Annotated in this window: 13 protein-coding genes; 11 read left to right on the forward strand and 2 right to left on the reverse strand. The window is 62.6% G+C overall.

The features are described 5' to 3' along the window. Positions 1-76 precede the first annotated feature (76 nt). Genes pth through JSO19_RS10630 form a run of 3 tightly spaced genes read left to right on the forward strand, consistent with a single transcriptional unit; the run spans position 77 to position 4,923 of the window. Positions 77-667 (forward strand): aminoacyl-tRNA hydrolase, encoded by a 591-nt coding sequence (gene pth, locus JSO19_RS10620; protein ID WP_270911628.1) that lies wholly within the window; start codon positions 77-79, stop codon positions 665-667. Continuing rightward, positions 664-4,257, forward strand: a complete 3,594-nt coding sequence (gene mfd / locus JSO19_RS10625) for a transcription-repair coupling factor (RefSeq protein WP_270911630.1) — start codon at positions 664-666, stop codon at positions 4,255-4,257. The genes pth and mfd overlap by 4 nt, the downstream gene beginning before the upstream one ends. 51 nt (positions 4,258-4,308) lie before the next feature. Further along, entirely contained in the window at positions 4,309-4,923 is a 615-nt protein-coding gene (locus tag JSO19_RS10630; protein ID WP_270911631.1) for a GNAT family N-acetyltransferase, read from the forward strand. Positions 4,924-5,007: 84 nt separating this feature from the next. On the opposite strand, the gene JSO19_RS10635 is transcribed toward JSO19_RS10630, so the two are convergent. Continuing rightward, positions 5,008-5,484, reverse strand: coding sequence for a hypothetical protein (locus JSO19_RS10635; protein WP_270911632.1), 477 nt, complete (start codon positions 5,482-5,484; stop codon positions 5,008-5,010). A 154-nt stretch (positions 5,485-5,638) separates the two neighbouring features. On the opposite strand from JSO19_RS10635, the gene JSO19_RS10640 reads away from it, so the two are divergent. Further along, complete coding sequence (locus tag JSO19_RS10640) at positions 5,639-6,304, forward strand: MazG nucleotide pyrophosphohydrolase domain-containing protein (protein WP_270911634.1); 666 nt, start codon at positions 5,639-5,641, stop codon at positions 6,302-6,304. Between the two features lie 23 nt (positions 6,305-6,327). Here the strand turns inward: JSO19_RS10640 and JSO19_RS10645 are convergent, their stop codons facing one another. Continuing rightward, positions 6,328-7,206, reverse strand: a complete 879-nt coding sequence (locus JSO19_RS10645) for a LuxR C-terminal-related transcriptional regulator (RefSeq protein ID WP_270911635.1) — start codon at positions 7,204-7,206, stop codon at positions 6,328-6,330. 104 nt (positions 7,207-7,310) lie between these two features. On the opposite strand from JSO19_RS10645, the gene JSO19_RS10650 reads away from it, so the two are divergent. The 7 genes from JSO19_RS10650 (at position 7,311) to JSO19_RS10680 (ending at position 15,076) form a co-directional block, all read left to right on the forward strand. Beyond that, on the forward strand, positions 7,311-9,299 hold the full coding sequence (locus JSO19_RS10650) for an AMP-binding protein (RefSeq protein WP_442915687.1): 1,989 nt from the start codon (positions 7,311-7,313) through the stop codon (positions 9,297-9,299). A gap of 60 nt (positions 9,300-9,359) precedes the next feature. Further along, positions 9,360-9,737: a DUF485 domain-containing protein gene (locus JSO19_RS10655; protein ID WP_270911636.1), complete on the forward strand. Its 378-nt coding sequence runs from the start codon at positions 9,360-9,362 to the stop codon at positions 9,735-9,737. Then, positions 9,734-11,344, forward strand: a complete 1,611-nt coding sequence (locus JSO19_RS10660) for a solute symporter family protein (protein WP_270911637.1) — start codon at positions 9,734-9,736, stop codon at positions 11,342-11,344. The genes JSO19_RS10655 and JSO19_RS10660 overlap by 4 nt, the downstream gene beginning before the upstream one ends. A gap of 92 nt (positions 11,345-11,436) precedes the next feature. Next, positions 11,437-12,735 (forward strand): histidine--tRNA ligase, encoded by a 1,299-nt coding sequence (gene hisS / locus JSO19_RS10665; RefSeq protein WP_270911639.1) that lies wholly within the window; start codon positions 11,437-11,439, stop codon positions 12,733-12,735. Between the two features lie 70 nt (positions 12,736-12,805). Next, positions 12,806-14,086: a phosphopyruvate hydratase gene (eno, locus tag JSO19_RS10670; protein WP_270912137.1), complete on the forward strand. Its 1,281-nt coding sequence runs from the start codon at positions 12,806-12,808 to the stop codon at positions 14,084-14,086. Between the two features lie 60 nt (positions 14,087-14,146). Further along, the gene (locus tag JSO19_RS10675) at positions 14,147-14,578 is read left to right on the forward strand and encodes an FtsB family cell division protein (RefSeq protein WP_270911640.1); all 432 of its coding nucleotides are present in this window, start codon (positions 14,147-14,149) and stop codon (positions 14,576-14,578) included. A gap of 24 nt (positions 14,579-14,602) precedes the next feature. Further along, positions 14,603-15,076, forward strand: a complete 474-nt coding sequence (locus JSO19_RS10680; protein ID WP_270911642.1) for a DUF501 domain-containing protein — start codon at positions 14,603-14,605, stop codon at positions 15,074-15,076. Positions 15,077-15,297 lie beyond the last annotated feature (221 nt).

Here is a 15,297-nt window from a genome sequence, read left to right on the forward strand (position 1 = left end):
AGCTTTTTCGTTGCCCGTGACTCTGAGCGAGACACGGTATCGTTAGGGAGTGTTTTGGCGAAAGAGAAGAGGAACTGTGGCGGTCGACGCGTGGCTGGTTGTAGGGCTCGGTAATCCCGGGGCAAAGTACGAGTCAACCAGGCACAATGTGGGCCAGATGGCGCTTGACGTGCTCGCCGGCCGCATTGGCGGATCGTACTCGGCTCACAAAGCGGGAGCGCGGGTGCTCGAGGGCCGGGTTATGCCCGGGGGCCCGAAATACATTCTCGCCAAGCCCAACAGCTTCATGAACCTCTCGGGCGGCCCCGTCTCGTCGCTCGCGAAGTTCTATGGCATCGCGTCTGAGCGCATCATCGTCTTGCACGACGAGCTCGATATTGAGGCCCACACGCTGAAGCTCAAGAGCGGCGGCGGTCACGGTGGCCACAATGGCCTGCGTGACATTGCCAAGGCGCTCGGAACCCCAGACTTTATTCGTGTTCGCATCGGGGTGGGTCGCCCGCCCGGCAGGCAAGACCCTGCTGATTTCGTGCTCTCGCCCTTTGCGTCCGGTGAGCGCGATGACCTTGGCGTGACGCTCGAACTCGCGGCCGATGCCGTTGAGCGCATTGTTGATGCCGGGCTTTTGCAGGCCCAGCAAGAAATTCATGGAAAGGGCAAAGCGTGAGCCTGAGCGGTCTCGATCTTTTACTCGCCGAGTCATCGTCGTATGCGAGGGCGCTCGAGTACGGGCGCGATGACGTTGATTTCTCGTGCCGTGAGGGCGTTCGCGCCCCGCTCATCGCGGGACTCGTTCGAAGGCTTCGTGGCGAGAACGATCACGGCGCACACCTCGTCATTACCGCGACGAGTCGCGAGGCCGACCGCGTGCGTGCCGAGCTCGCGAGCCTCATGCCTGAGGCCCTCACGACCGAGTTCAGTGCGTGGGAGACCCTGCCGCACGAGCGGCTGAGCCCCTCAACTGAGACGGTCGGTAAACGCTCGCGCGCGCTACGTCGCATTCGCGAGCACGATGGTTCGGGCTCGCCTCTCATCGTCGTGGCGTCGGCGCGGGCCGTGTTGCAGCCGGTTTCGCCACACGCTGCCATGGCAGACGTGCTGAAGCTCACGCTCGGGCGTGAGGACTACACGCTTGACGAGATCCTCGAGCGGCTCGTGCAGATGGCCTACACGCGCGTTGACATGGTGACGAGGCGCGGTGAGTTCGCCGTGAGGGGCGGCATTGTTGATATTTTCGTGCCCTCGCTCGACCATGCCGTGCGCATCGACTTTTTCGGTGACGAGGTTGACGACATGCGTCACTTCGCGATCTCTGACCAGCGCTCGGTCGGCGAGCCGGTGCAAGAGATCGAGATCACCGCGGCCCGGGAGCTGCTGCTCACCGACGACGTTCGGTCGCGTGCCGCTGAGCTACTCACCGAACTGCCCGAATACTCGGCAATGCTCGAGAAGATCAGCCAGGGCATTCCGGTCGAGGGCATGGAGAGTCTCATGCCGCAGCTCGCGCCCGGGATGCAGCCGCTCACAGCTTTGCTGCCAGAGGGCGGATCGGTCACGGTCATCGCTCCCGAGAAAGTCACCTCGCGCGCGATTAGTCTCGCCGAGACGAACCGAGAGTTTCTTGAGGCCTCGTGGAGCGTCACGGCTGCCGGGGGAGAAGCGCCCATTCAGCTCGCTGAGAGCGGGCTTATCTCGCTGCCAGAGGTGCGCAAGGCTTCTGTCGAACGCCCCTGGTGGACCATCTCGTCGTTTGCGACCGAAGAAGACGACTTTGGCGAAGACATCGTTGTCGCGGCCCAGGTGCTTCCAGAGCCCGCTCCGGGTGAGCTGGCGACCGAGTTCTTTGCGGGCCACCTGCGCACGCGCTTAGCCTCTGGCTGGCGTGCCGTGGTCACGGTGCAGGGGCCGGGGCTCCAGCAGCGCGCGGCCGAGTTGCTGCTCGAGCAGGGACTCGCTGTCGAGCAGCGGGAGAGCCTCGCCGAGGTTCCCGCGGGGCCTGGAGAGGCGCTCGTGTACGTCGTGACAGGCGTGAACTGGAGCGGTTTCGAGTCGGCAGAGGCAAAGCTCGTCGTGCTTAACGAGGGTGAGCTCTTCGGACGCTCGCTCGCTGACCGTGCGGGGGCGCCCGCGAAGCTTGCGGGCCGCCGCAGCAAGAACGTCGTTGATCCGCTCAAGCTCGTCAAAGGTGACTACGTGGTGCACGAGACGCACGGCATCGGCCGTTTCGTCGAGCTCACCCAGCGCATGGTGCCCACCGGCGTCGGTAAGGGCGCGGGGAAGGCCCAGCGAGAGTACCTCGTGATTGAGTACGCGTCGACGAAGCGCGGCATGCCCAAAGACAAACTGTTCGTGCCAACCGATCAGCTCGACCAGCTCTCGCGCTACGTCGGAGGCGAAGAGCCGACGTTGTCGAAGATGGGCGGCAACGACTGGTCGACGGCCAAGACGAAGGCTCGCAAGGCGGTGCGCGACATCGCCGTCGAGCTCGTGAAGCTCTACTCGGCACGCATGCAGGCGAAGGGGCACCCCTTCCAGAACGACACCCCCTGGCAGCTTGAGCTTGAAGAGGCCTTTCCGTTTGTCGAGACCGTTGACCAGCTCACCGCGATCGACGACGTCAAGCGCGACATGGAGAAGCCGATTCCCATGGATCGCCTCATCTCTGGTGACGTGGGCTTTGGTAAGACCGAGATCGCGGTGCGTGCGGCGTTCAAAGCCGTGCAAGACAACAAGCAGGTCGCGGTGCTCGTGCCCACGACGCTGCTCGTCAAGCAGCACTTCGAGACGTTCCAGGATCGTTTCGCGGGGTTCCCGATTCAGCTCCGCGCCCTCTCTCGGTTCCAGACCGACAAAGAGGCCAGAGAGACCCTCGAGGGCCTTGCTGCGGGCACCATTGACGTCGTCGTCGGCACCCACCGACTGCTCTCTGAGAAGGTCAAGTACCACGACCTTGGGCTTCTCATTATCGATGAGGAGCAGCGCTTCGGTGTCGAGCACAAAGACACCCTCAAGAAGCTCAAGCACGGCGTCGATATTCTCGCGATGAGCGCGACCCCGATTCCACGAACCCTCGAGATGGCGGTGACGGGTATTCGCGAGATGTCGACGCTCGCGACCGCGCCCGAAGAACGGCACCCGATTTTGACGTTCGTCGGGCCGAGAAGTGACCAGCAGATTGCTGCCGCGATCCGCCGCGAAATGCTGCGCGAGGGCCAGATCTTCTTCGTGCACAACCGGGTCTCGTCGATTGGCCGCATCGCAGCGCGGCTGCAGGAGCTCGTGCCTGACGCGCGCATCGCGGTCGCGCACGGCAAGCTCTCTGAGGCACAGCTCGAGCAGGTCGTCATCGACTTTTGGGAACGCAAGTACGACGTGCTCGTGTCGACGACGATCATCGAGACGGGACTCGATATCGCCAACGCCAACACGATCATCATTGACCAGGCCGACAAGTACGGGCTCAGCCAGCTGCACCAGCTGCGCGGGCGCGTGGGGCGCAGCCGTGAACGCGCCTACGCCTACTTCTTGTACGACCCCGAGAAACCGCTCACCGAGACCGCCTACGAGCGCCTCGAAACGATCGCCAAGAACAACGAACTGGGCTCCGGCATGCAGGTCGCGCTCAAAGACCTCGAGTTGCGCGGAGCCGGCAACCTGCTGGGTGGCGAGCAGTCGGGCCACATCGCGGGCGTCGGGTTCGATCTCTACCTGCGTATGATCGGCGAGGCCGTGAGCACGTTCAAAGGCGAAGAGGTGCAACAAGACCGCGAGCTCATTCTCGAGTTGCCGGTCGACGCGCGCATTCCCGAGAGCTACGTCGAGAGTGACCGGCTGCGTCTCGAGGCGTACCAGAAGTTCGCAACCGCGGCGCATCCGCAGGCACCAGAGGAGCACATGAGCCTCGTGCTCGAAGAGCTCACCGATCGCTACGGTACCCCGCCGGAGCCCGTCGAGAAGCTTGCACAGGTCTCAGCGCTGCGTCGCCGCGCCCAGCTGCTCGGCATGACGAAGGTTATCGCCGCAGCGGGGCAGCTGCGCATCGAACGCGTTGACATGCTCGACTCGCGCCGCATGCGCATGGCTCGCATGTACCCTGGTGCGCAGTACTCGAAAGAGACCGGTGTGCTGCAGGTTCCGTTGCCGCGCCCCTCGTCGAGCCCCGTGGCGAAGCGAGGCAGCACCGAGGGTGACGATATTCTCACGTGGGCGAGTGACGTGGTTCGTCATCTCTTCGAGGCGGATCCCGCCGAGGCCTAGCCTCGCGCGCCAAGCCGGGCTAGCGTGGTCGACAAGAGGGAAAGGGAGCGGATGGCTTCTCACAGCAGTGCCGAGCATGTTGCACGGGAGCGGGGCGCAATGGACGCCGCGGTTGAAACGATCGCGCTCGCGTTCTCGGGTGATCCGACCTGGGCTCCGTTGCTCGTGCCAGACCCAGACGACCTGAGGCTCTCGACGAACTACTGGGGGTTGTTCGTGCGCTCTGCTGCAGAGCGCTACGGCATGACCTACGCGATCGACGGTTCGGCTGCGGTGAGCGTCTGGTTGCCACCGGGAGGCGAAGAACTCTCGGCTGACGAGTCAGCCGAGTTCGAGCACTTCGCGACTTCGCTCCTCGGCGAGAGCGGGTACGCAACCTTGCTTGAGATCGGTGAGCGCTTCGAAGCGGCGCACCCCACCGAACCGCACAACTATTTGAGCCTGCTCGGGGTGCACCCCTCGCGAAGGGGGCAGGGTATCGGCATGCGCTTACTCGCTGAGAACCTTGCGCACTTCGATGCGCTCGGAGAGCCGACGTACCTTGAGTCGTCAAACCCCGCGAACGACGCCCGGTATCGGGCGCTGGGCTTTGAGCCACACGGAACCATCGCGTTGCCCACTGGTCTGACGCTCACGACGATGTGGCGTGACCCGCAGATGGCATAAGGAAAGCCCCCGGTGATGAGCCGTCTTGCGACGGCCACACCGAGGGCCTGACACGGTGACCGGTGAGCCGGTCTCGTGCTCACACTACTTCGAGCAGACCTCGTTGATCTTGGTGAAGGCCGTGTTGAGCTTCTCGCTCGCCGGGGTAACCTCGGCCTCGAGCTTTTCGAAGTTTGCCTGAATCTCTTCGAGCTCAGCCATGGCTTCGGGATCGGTCATGTCCATGTCGGCCATAGCGGGGAAGTTCATGTCGCCAGCGGTCTTCAGCAGCGAGGTAAGCGCGTCGTTCGCTTCTTTCACGGTCGGCGCGAGTTCGTCATTGGTGATGTCTTTCGTGAGCTTCTTGAGCTCATCGCTGATCGGTGCGAAGGCCTCATTGATGGTGCCTCCATTCTGCACTGCATCCTCGAGACTCTTGTCGAAGCCGTCACCGGTGGTGATGGGAGACTTCTCAAGAATGGTGCACGCCTGTGCGGTGCTCTGGCCGCCTGCGCAGGCCGAGAGGGTGAGCATCATGGCTGCTGCCGCGGTAACGGCAGCGAAGCGTGGCATCTTTTTCATGGGTGTCGATATTCCTTGCGTACGCGTACATGGTGTGCGCCCGACATCGGTCGAGCACCGTGACAACGCTACAGGAACTTCCCTCACAAAAGAATAGACTTTCGAATATTGAAGCCTTCTGCGCACTCGATGCCTTGCACGATACGATTCGTGTGTGAACGACAATAACGCTCCCGAGCCACAGCTCGACGGGGTCGAACGGGCCAAAGCCGTCGTGCGAACGATGCTCTCTACCGAAGGCTGCGCCTGGCACCAGGTTCAGACCCACGAGAGCCTCACCAAGTACCTCGTCGAAGAGGCCTACGAAACCGTTGACGCCATCGAGCGGGGAAGCGCGCAGCACGTCGCCGAAGAGCTCGGCGATGTGCTGTACCAGGTGCTTTTTCATGCTTCTCTCGCTGAACGCGATGGCGAGGGGTACTCGTTTGACGCGATCGCTGGGGCGCTCGCCGACAAGCTCATTGCGCGGCACCCTCACGTGTTTGGCGATGCCGGGTACATGACCGAAGCCGAGCTTAACGCCGAGTGGGAGCACCTGAAAGAGGCGGCCGAGGGTGCAGAGCGGGGCTCCCGCCACCCGCTCGAGGGGGTTCCTGCGGGCATGGCAAGCCTCGCTCGCGCCGCCAAGGTCGTCGAGAGACTACGCCGCGCTGAGCTGCTCGAAGCACCGGCCGAGCCGGTGCGAGACGAGCGGGAGATCGGTGATGCGATGATGAGACTTGTGCACGAGGCAAACGAACAAGGAATCGACGTAGACCGGGCCATGCGCGCCGCGACGAAACGATTTGCCGATGAACGGCTGCCCGACGCGGCCTCTTGAGCGTTGCGTGAATCGCCTGTGCGTCACACGATGATGCCGAGTTGCCTCGCCTGAGCCACGGCCTCGTGCCTGCTCGAAGCGTCGAGCTTTGCCATGGCGCTCTTCAGGTAACTCTTGATCGTGCTCTCGGTGAGGCCGAGCACATTGCCGACCGTGAGGTTCGAGTAGCCGAGTGCGACCTGCGTGAGCACGTCGATTTCGCGCGGTGAAAGCTGCACCGTGAGCACCGCAGCAGTCGGCGTCGAATCAGGCATCGCGGTCACCCCGAGGTTTGTCAACGACTGCTCAAGATCGTGAAGACGTTGGCGCAGGGCTCGGTCGCGCACATCGGTCGCGAGGCGTCGCAACTCGGCGTGGTGTTGTCTGAGTCCCTCGAGCAACGGGCCGGGTACGGTCGGCTGCTCAAGTAACTGCGCCTTCAGCCTGAGCTGAACCTCGTCGTGAATACTCAGTTCACGCGAAAAACGCTGGGCGATGGTGCTCGTGGTTTGTAGAAACGAGGTGCCGGGCTGCGATGCCCCTGGGCCGCTTCTCTGGCGTGCGCCGCCGTAGAGCACCGCCCTTACCTCACCGCCAACGACGACGGGAACCGCAATGAGGGCGGTAATTCCCTCAGAAAGAATGGGCACGTCGTAGTCGTGCGTGATGTGCATTGAGCGCTCGTAGTTGGTGGTGAAACGCGGTCTCGCCTCAACAAGAGCGCGGCCCCCGAGCCCGCGCTCCGCGGCCACACGAAGGCCATCAAGGTTCGAGGTGCGATTGCCCTCAACCGCTGAAACGGTTGCGATGCCACCGATCTGATACCCACCAAAAACGATAGGAAACTGCGTCGCCGCTGCAAAATCTTTCACCGCCTGCACCAGCAACGTTTCGAGCGCCTTAGCGTCGAGGGTGTTCTTCATTGGACTACCTACTTTCGAGGGTACTCCCAACTTACCCGCGTCATTACTATCAGACAAATGCTCTTTGGGCAGGCTCGAATTCACTCATTTCAAAGGAGAAACCAGTGTCAATCGCATCAGCACCCGCGCACACCGCCACCGTAACCCCCGGTGCCGCTTATCGGCCCGTGTGGCAGCGAAGCCAAGACGACCCCGAGGGGTTCTGGCTTGACGTTGCGACCCGGGCCCAGTGGAAAACTGAACCGACGCGTGCCCTCGATGAGCGCGGCGAATATGAGTGGCGCTGGTTTCCGGGCGGCGAACTGAACGTCTCAGAGAACGCGCTCGACCGCCACGTTGATGCGGGGCGGGGCGACAACGCGGCCCTCATTTACGACTCAGCGATGACAGGAACGAAACTCACCTTCACGTACCGCGAGCTTCGCGATGCCGTAGCGCTCTTTGCGGGGGTCCTACGCGACCAGGGCGTTTCGAAGGGTGATCGCGTGCTCATCTACCTGCCGATGGTGCCTCAGGCGGTCATCGCGATGCTGGCGTGCGCGCGCATCGGAGCGATCCACTCGGTAGTCTTTGGTGGTTTTGCCGCGAACGAACTTGCCGTGCGTATCGCTGACGCAAAGCCCAAGGTCATCGTCACGACGGCCGGTGGGCTCGAGCCGGGCCGCGTCGTCGAGTACTTGCCGCTCGTCTCTCGGGCGCTCGAACTCGTTGGCGACGACTGCTCGGTCGAATCGGTTATTGTGCGTCAGCGAGACGCTGTGCCGGGCACCGCGGCCGAGTACAACGCTGGCAGCAGCGCATCGTGGCATGACTGGGAAGAGCTCGAAGCGAAGAGCACCCCTGCCGAGCCGGTCAGCATGCGTGCAGAAGATCCGCTCTACATTCTCTACACCTCGGGAACGACCGGAAGCCCGAAGGGCGTCGTGCGCGACAGCGGTGGCTACACGGTCGGCCTGCAGTGGGCCATGCAGAACATTTACAACTTTGGGCCTGGCGACACCATGTTCACCGCCTCTGACGTGGGCTGGGTCGTAGGCCACTCGTTTATCGTGTACGGGCCACTCATCGCAGGCGGCACGACGATTCTGTACGAGGGCAAGCCCGTCGGAACCCCCGACCCCGGTGCCTTCTGGCGCGTGCTCTCAGAGCACGGGGCGAAGCTGCTCTCGACGGCGCCAACAGCACTGCGCGCGATTCGCCGCGAAGACCCAGAGCTCGAGCACCTGAAGCGCTACGACATGTCGAAGCTCGAGGCGATCTACCTCGCTGGCGAACGCATGGATCCCGAGACCTGGCACTGGGTGAACGATGGACTGCGCGTTCCGGTTGTCGATCACTGGTGGCAGACTGAAACGGGCTGGATGATTTGCGCCAACCCGCTCGGCATTGAAGAGCTTCCGGCAAAGGCCGGTTCGACGACGGTACCCATGCCCGGCTTCGACGTGCACATTCTCGACTCAAACGGCAAACGCATCACCGAGCCCAACGTTGAGGGCAATATCGGCATTCGGTTGCCACTCGCCCCGGGAGCCCTGCTCGAGATATGGGGCAGCCGCCAGCGTTTCATCGACTCGTACCTCTCGGCGTTCAAAGGCTACTACTCGACCGGTGACGCCGGGTACTACGACGAAGACGGGTACCTGTTTGTCATGGGCCGCACCGACGACGTCATCAACGTTGCTGGCCACCGTCTCTCAACCGGCTCGCTCGAAGAGGTGCTCACACAACACAGTGCCGTGGCCGAGTGCGCCGTTATCGGTGTGAGCGACGAGCTCAAAGGCCAGCGCGCAGCGGGCTTCGTCACCGTCAAGCACGGCGTGGGCATCGACGATCAGCAGCTCGCGACCGAACTCATCGCGCTCGTTCGCGAGCACATCGGCCCCGTCGCATCGTTTCGAGATGTCACGGTCGTCGAACGACTGCCGAAAACCCGCTCGGGCAAGATTCTACGCAAGACCATTCGTCAGATCGTCGACGGTGAGCCCTATACGGTTCCGGCGACGATCGAAGACCCGACGGTGGTTGACGAGCTCATTGCCTCGCTCAAGCACACCGTTTCGGCCCCGCCAACGCGCGTCGTGACGCTGCCGTAGAGCGCGGGGTCGGGATCCCCGATCCACCCTCAAAAAGCACTGACAGGCAAGGAGGCCTCGATGTCATATCACCCGTCTGATCAGGAGAGCAAGGGCGCTCACCCGATCGACTACGAACAGTTCCAACGAACACCGGAGTTTCAAGAACTCAAGCACCGGTTGCGCCGATTCGTGTTTCCCTTAACCTTCGCCTTCATGGTGTGGTTTATCGGATTCGTGATCTTGGGTGCATACGCTCACGATTTCATGGCGAAGCCCTTTTGGGGGTTGAACGTCGGTATCTGGCTTGGCCTCGGTCAATTCGTGACCACCTTCGGTATCACCATGGGCTACGTTCGTTTCGCAAACAGGCAGCTTGATCCCCGCTCGGAGGCGCTTCGTGCGCAGCTTGAGAGCATCGAGTCGGGCGAGCAGGCACAGTGGGAGGTCACCCCATGATGCATCTCGTGAACGGCTCAAACACCGAACAGAGCCCCGTGCTCAACATCAGCATTTTTCTCGCCTTCGTGGCGGTCACCATGGTGATCGTCGTGCGGGCCGGGCGAACAAACAAGAGCGCGGCCGACTTCTACGCGGGAGGCCGCTCATTCTCCGGGCGCCAAAACGGCCTCGCGATCGCGGGCGACTACCTCTCGGCCGCATCGTTTCTTGGCATCTGCGGTGCCATCGCGATCAATGGCTTCGACGGCTTCATGTACTCGATCGGCTTTCTTGTCGCCTGGCTTGTTGCTCTGCTGCTCGTTGCCGAACTCATGCGCAACACCGCGAAGTTTACGATGGCCGACGTGCTCTCGTTCCGGCTCAAGCAGCGCCCCGTGCGCATGGCGGCAGCGCCTACGACTCTCGCGGTCTCGTTCTTCTACCTGCTCGCCCAGATGGCTGGCGCTGGCGGGCTCGTCTCGTTGCTGCTCGGCATCAACGACAAGATAGGCCAATCGCTCGTCATTGCGGTCGTGGGCGTCGTCATGATTCTCTACGTTCTCATCGGTGGCATGAAGGGAACCACCTGGGTACAGATCATTAAGGCAGTGCTGCTCATTGCTGGTGCCGGCGCGATGACGATTTGGGTACTCGCCCTCAAAGGCTTCAACTTTGCGGCGGTCCTTGAAGCCGCGGTCGTGAACCCCGAGAACCAGCACGGCGATGCGATTCTCGCTCCCGGGCTGCAGTACGGTGCGCACCCGATCGATTTCGTCTCACTCGCGCTCGCACTCGTCTTGGGTACGGCTGGGCTTCCTCACGTGCTCATGCGGTTTTACACGGTGCCCACGGCGAAAGAGGCGCGACGTTCAGTCGTGTGGGCCATCTGGCTCATCGGTATCTTCTACCTCTTCACCCTCGTGCTTGGCTTTGCGGCCGGTGCCTTCGTGGGGCCAGAGACGATCGCCCAAGCACCGGGCGGGCAAAACTCCGCTGCTCCGCTCCTCGCACAGTTCCTGGGCGGGCCGCTCTTGCTCGGGTTCATTTCGGCAGTGGCATTCGCGACGATCCTCGCGGTCGTTGCTGGGCTCACGATCACCGCATCTGCCTCGTTCGCGCACGACATTTATAACAGCGTCATGCGTAAGGGGCAGGCATCGCCGCAGCAGGAGGTGAAGGTCGCACGCGTCACCACGGTGGTCATTGGCGCTCTCGCGATCGTCGGCGGTATTGGCGTGCAGGGGCAAAACATCGCTTTTCTTGTCGCGCTCGCCTTCGCTGTCGCGGCCTCGGCGAACCTGCCAACGATCCTGTTCTCGCTCTTCTGGTCGAAGTTCACGACCCGCGGGGCAGTCTGGTCGATGGTTGGCGGCCTCGTGACCGCGGTCGGGCTCATCGCCCTCTCGCCGGTGGTCTCAGGAGACGAGACAGCGATGCTCGGAGCCGGGGTCGACTTTGCGATCTTCCCGCTCAAGAACCCGGGAATCATTTCGATTCCCGTCGGCTTCTTACTGGCGTGGATCGGCTCAGTCACCGACCCGACGCGCGAATCGAAGGCGCTCGCCGCCGAGATGGAGGTGCGTTCACTCACGGGCTTCGGCGCTGAACCACCCGTGAAGCACTAGGAAGGTGGGCGCGAGGGTGCTCCGGGCAGCATTGGCCCGGAGCACCCTCGCGTGGTTTGTTCGGCCCGCTCGCTCGTGAAAGAATAGTGAGCATGGCAAAGACGGTAAACGCCCCACGTGGCATGCGCGATTTCCTTCCTCAAGATAAGGCGCGTCGCGAGCATGCGCTCAGCGTTATTCGCGGGGTGTACCGCGCCCACGGCTTCGACGAGATCGAGGCCCCGATGCTCGAGGACTACTCGCGGCTTCACGCAGGCCTCGGCGGCGACAACGAGAAGCTCTCGTTCTCGGTGCTCAAGCGCGGGCTCACGGCCGATGACTTTCATGCGGCCGCCGATGAGGGCGTCGAGCGCATTGCCGATCTGGGGCTGCGCTTCGACCTCACGGTGCCACTCACACGTTTCTACGCGACGAACCGTGCGCAGCTGCCGCCCGTATTTCGTTCGATCCAGATCGCGCCAGTGTGGCGCGCTGAGCGCCCGCAGAAGGGGCGCTACCGGCAATTTGTGCAGGCCGACATTGACATCATTGGCGAGCCCGGGCTCATGGCCGAGATCGAGCTGTTGACGGCCTCATCGCAGGCATTTGCCGAGCTCGGCCTCACCGACGTGACGATCCGGGTGAACGACCGTCGGGTGCTCTTCGGCCTGCTTGCGCACTGTGGCTTTGAGGCCGAGGTGCATGACCGTGCGCTCATCACGATCGATAAGCTCGACAAGATCGGTGCTTCGGGCGTTGTCGAAGAGCTTGAAGAGCTTGACGCAACCGCCGCCGCTCGCATGGGTGAGGTACTCGAGGCTGTTGCCCCGAAAATCGCCGGTGAAGGCATCGCACTCACGCGTGAAGAGATTGTTGCCGCGCTACCCGAGGGTCTCGGCGGCGAGGGCGTCACGAACCTTGTTGATCTGGGCGAGGCTCTGGAGCACGCGATTCCGAGTAACGTGACCCTGCGCTTCGATCCCACGCTCGTGCGCGGCATGGGCTACTACACGGGCACGATTTTTGAGGTCGCCCACCCGGCTTCGGGGAGCTCGGTTGGTGGTGGCGGTCGCTATGACGGCATGGTCGGCCGGTTCCTCGGGCAAGACGTGCCCGCGGTCGGCTTCTCGATCGGCTTCGAACGTGTCGTTGATCTCATCGAGCTTCCTGAGAATGCTGGGCCAGCCTCGATCGCGCTCGTCTACGACACCGATGTGCCGAAGGCGCAGCTCATGAGCATTAAACGAGAGCTCGTCGCCAAGGGGCACCGTGTGCGCCTTGAAAAGCGTGTGAAAAACATGAAGGCCATGCTTGATCGAATCGCCGGAGAAGGCTTTCACGAGTTCGCAAACGTGCGCCCCGACACCCTGAGCGCGAACGATCTCGATGTTCGTTCACAGGGTGATCGCTAACGCCGTCACGGTAGAGTAATTATTGGCGCCCAGGGCGTTCAACCCCGATGTAATTTACGAGGAGTTCATGGTGGCATATATCGATGCAGTCATTGCACGAGAAATTCTTGACTCGCGAGGCAACCCGACCGTTGAGGTTGAGGTCGCGCTCAGCGACGGAGCAGTGAGCCGCGCAGCGGTTCCCTCAGGCGCCTCCACCGGCGCTTTCGAGGCATACGAGCTGAGGGACGGCGACAAGGGTCGCTACCTCGGCAAGGGCGTGCAAAAGGCTGTCGATGCGGTTCACACCGTGCTCGGCCCCGCAGTAGACGATATTGCTGCCGACGATCAGCGTCTCGTTGACGCGGCACTCATCGCCGCCGACGGAACCGAGAACAAGAGCGAGACTGGCGCAAACTCGATTCTTGGCGTGAGCCTCGCGGTCGCACATGCCGCAGCCGATTCGGCAGGTCTGCCTCTCTACCGCTACATCGGTGGCCCTACCGCGTGCACGCTTCCCGTGCCGCTCATGAACATCATTAACGGCGGAGCTCACGCCGACACGGGTGTTGATATTCAGGAGTTCATGGCGGTGCCCATCGGCGCCGAGACCTTCTCAGAGGGCCTTCGCATGGGTGTTGAGGTGTACCACTCACTCAAGTCACTCATGCAAGAGAATGGCCTCGCGACCGCGCTCGGCGACGAGGGCGGCTTCGCCCCGGACCTGCCGAACAACGCTGCGGCACTCGACCTCATCGTGCAGGCAATCGAGCGTGCTGGCTACAAGCCCGGCACCGATGTCGCACTCGCACTCGACGTCGCATCGACCGAGTTCTTCTCAGAGGGCGCTTACCAGTTCGAGGGCGAGTCACGCTCTTCAGACGACATGATCGCCTACTACACCGATCTCTGCGCGAAGTACCCCCTCGTGTCGATCGAGGATCCCCTCGACGAGAACGACTGGGAAGGCTGGGTCAAGCTCACCGAGGCGCTCGGCGACAAGGTGCAGCTCGTTGGAGACGACCTCTTCGTGACGAACCCCGCACGCCTCGCAGACGGCATTGCCAAGGGTGCTGCGAACTCGTTGCTCGTGAAGGTGAACCAGATTGGTACGCTCACCGAGACCCTCGACGCCGTGCAGCTCGCACAGCGTTCTGGCTACACCGCGATTCTCTCGCACCGATCAGGCGAGACTGAAGACGTCACGATTGCTGACCTCGCGGTTGCGACCGACTGCGGCCAGATTAAGACGGGCGCTCCCGCGCGCTCGGAGCGTGTAGCGAAGTACAACCAGCTGCTGCGCATCGAGGAAGACCTCGGCGATGCGGCACGCTACGCAGGCCGCGCAGCGTTCCCGCGCTTTCAGGGCTAAGACACCGTGAAGCGTCGGCGCGAGGAGCGTGTCGCCCGTGAACCCCGTTCACGGGGCGACATGCGCCTGTGGTTTCAGAGCCTCAAGATGAGTGGCCTCACCGCCACCATCTTGAGCCTCGTGCTGATCGCTGCGGTTGTACTCGCGCCCAGCTTTTCGACTTACCTGCAGCAGCAGCGTGAAATCGCGCAGTTGCAAGAGAGCGTCGATCAGCGCCGCGCATCGCTCGACGAGATCGAGCAAGAACAACATAAATGGCAAGACCCCGTGTACATTCGGGCACAGGCCAGGGAACGCCTCTTCTACGTGATGCCAGGAGAGGTGCAGCTCACCGTAATCGAAGACGGTGTGATCATTCCCGAAGACGAAGAACTTTCGGTGAGCACGGAGCTCACCCCGACCGAGCGCCGCTGGACAGCCGAGTTCGCGGCCTCGGTTCTCGGCGCCGGAACGACGACCGCCGAGCCCGAAGAACTCCTCACCACCCGCTAACGCCACCGCGCGAAAGGAACGATCGTGCAGCTTGACGATGCAACCCAGGCCGACATTGACACCGTGAGCGAACAGCTCGGCCGCCAGGCCAGGGGAGTGGTCGGCATTGCCGCGCGTGACTCAGCTGGCACTCCAGCGGTCGTTGCGACCGCTCCGAGGCTCGAAGACGGAACCCCGTTTCCGACGTTCTATTACCTCACCCACCCCGAAGCGGTGAAGGCGGCCTCACGCCTCGAGGCCGAGGGCAAAATGGTTGAGTACAACGAACTGCTCGCGAGCGACGAGTCGGTCGCTGAGGCGTACCAGGCTGCGCACGCCTCGTACGTCGCCGACCGTGACCAGGTCGCCGAGGTTCCTGAAGTGCAAGGCGTGAGCGCTGGCGGCATGCCGACGCGCGTCAAGTGCCTCCACGCGCTCATCGGTCATGCGCTCGCTGCAGGCCCCGGCGTCAACCCGATTGGCGACCTCGCCATTCGCGATTCAGGGCTTGTGCTCTAACGACATCGCACGTCGGTCATACCGATACGTGGCGATTCCTGCGAGTTTCGTCATCATATTCCCGGGGCGAAGACAACGGGCGTCTGTGATCGGGGCGTAACCAGCTCAAGATCCGCCGCTGAATCGTTCTCAGGAAATCGTGATCTGGGCTCGTTATGCCTTAGGATAGTGGGGTTAGGCGTATACCAAACGTCTGCAGCGCTCAACGAAGTTTCGAAGGG

Origin of the sequence: Leucobacter sp. UCMA 4100, from assembly GCF_027853335.1 — a bacterium.
GTDB lineage: Bacteria > Actinomycetota > Actinomycetes > Actinomycetales > Microbacteriaceae > Leucobacter_A.

Excerpts from the sequence above, each read along its gene's own strand:
- JSO19_RS10630 (WP_270911631.1), top strand. The coding sequence starts at position 4,309 with ATGGCTTCTCACAGCAGTGCCGAGCATGTTGCACGGGAGCGGGGCGCA.
- JSO19_RS10635 (WP_270911632.1), bottom strand. The coding sequence starts at position 5,484 with ATGAAAAAGATGCCACGCTTCGCTGCCGTTACCGCGGCAGCAGCCATG.
- JSO19_RS10645 (WP_270911635.1), bottom strand. The coding sequence starts at position 7,206 with ATGAAGAACACCCTCGACGCTAAGGCGCTCGAAACGTTGCTGGTGCAG.
- JSO19_RS10655 (WP_270911636.1), top strand. The coding sequence starts at position 9,360 with ATGTCATATCACCCGTCTGATCAGGAGAGCAAGGGCGCTCACCCGATC.
- JSO19_RS10660 (WP_270911637.1), top strand. The coding sequence starts at position 9,734 with ATGATGCATCTCGTGAACGGCTCAAACACCGAACAGAGCCCCGTGCTC.
- hisS (WP_270911639.1), top strand. The coding sequence starts at position 11,437 with ATGGCAAAGACGGTAAACGCCCCACGTGGCATGCGCGATTTCCTTCCT.
- JSO19_RS10675 (WP_270911640.1), top strand. The coding sequence starts at position 14,147 with ATGCGCCTGTGGTTTCAGAGCCTCAAGATGAGTGGCCTCACCGCCACC.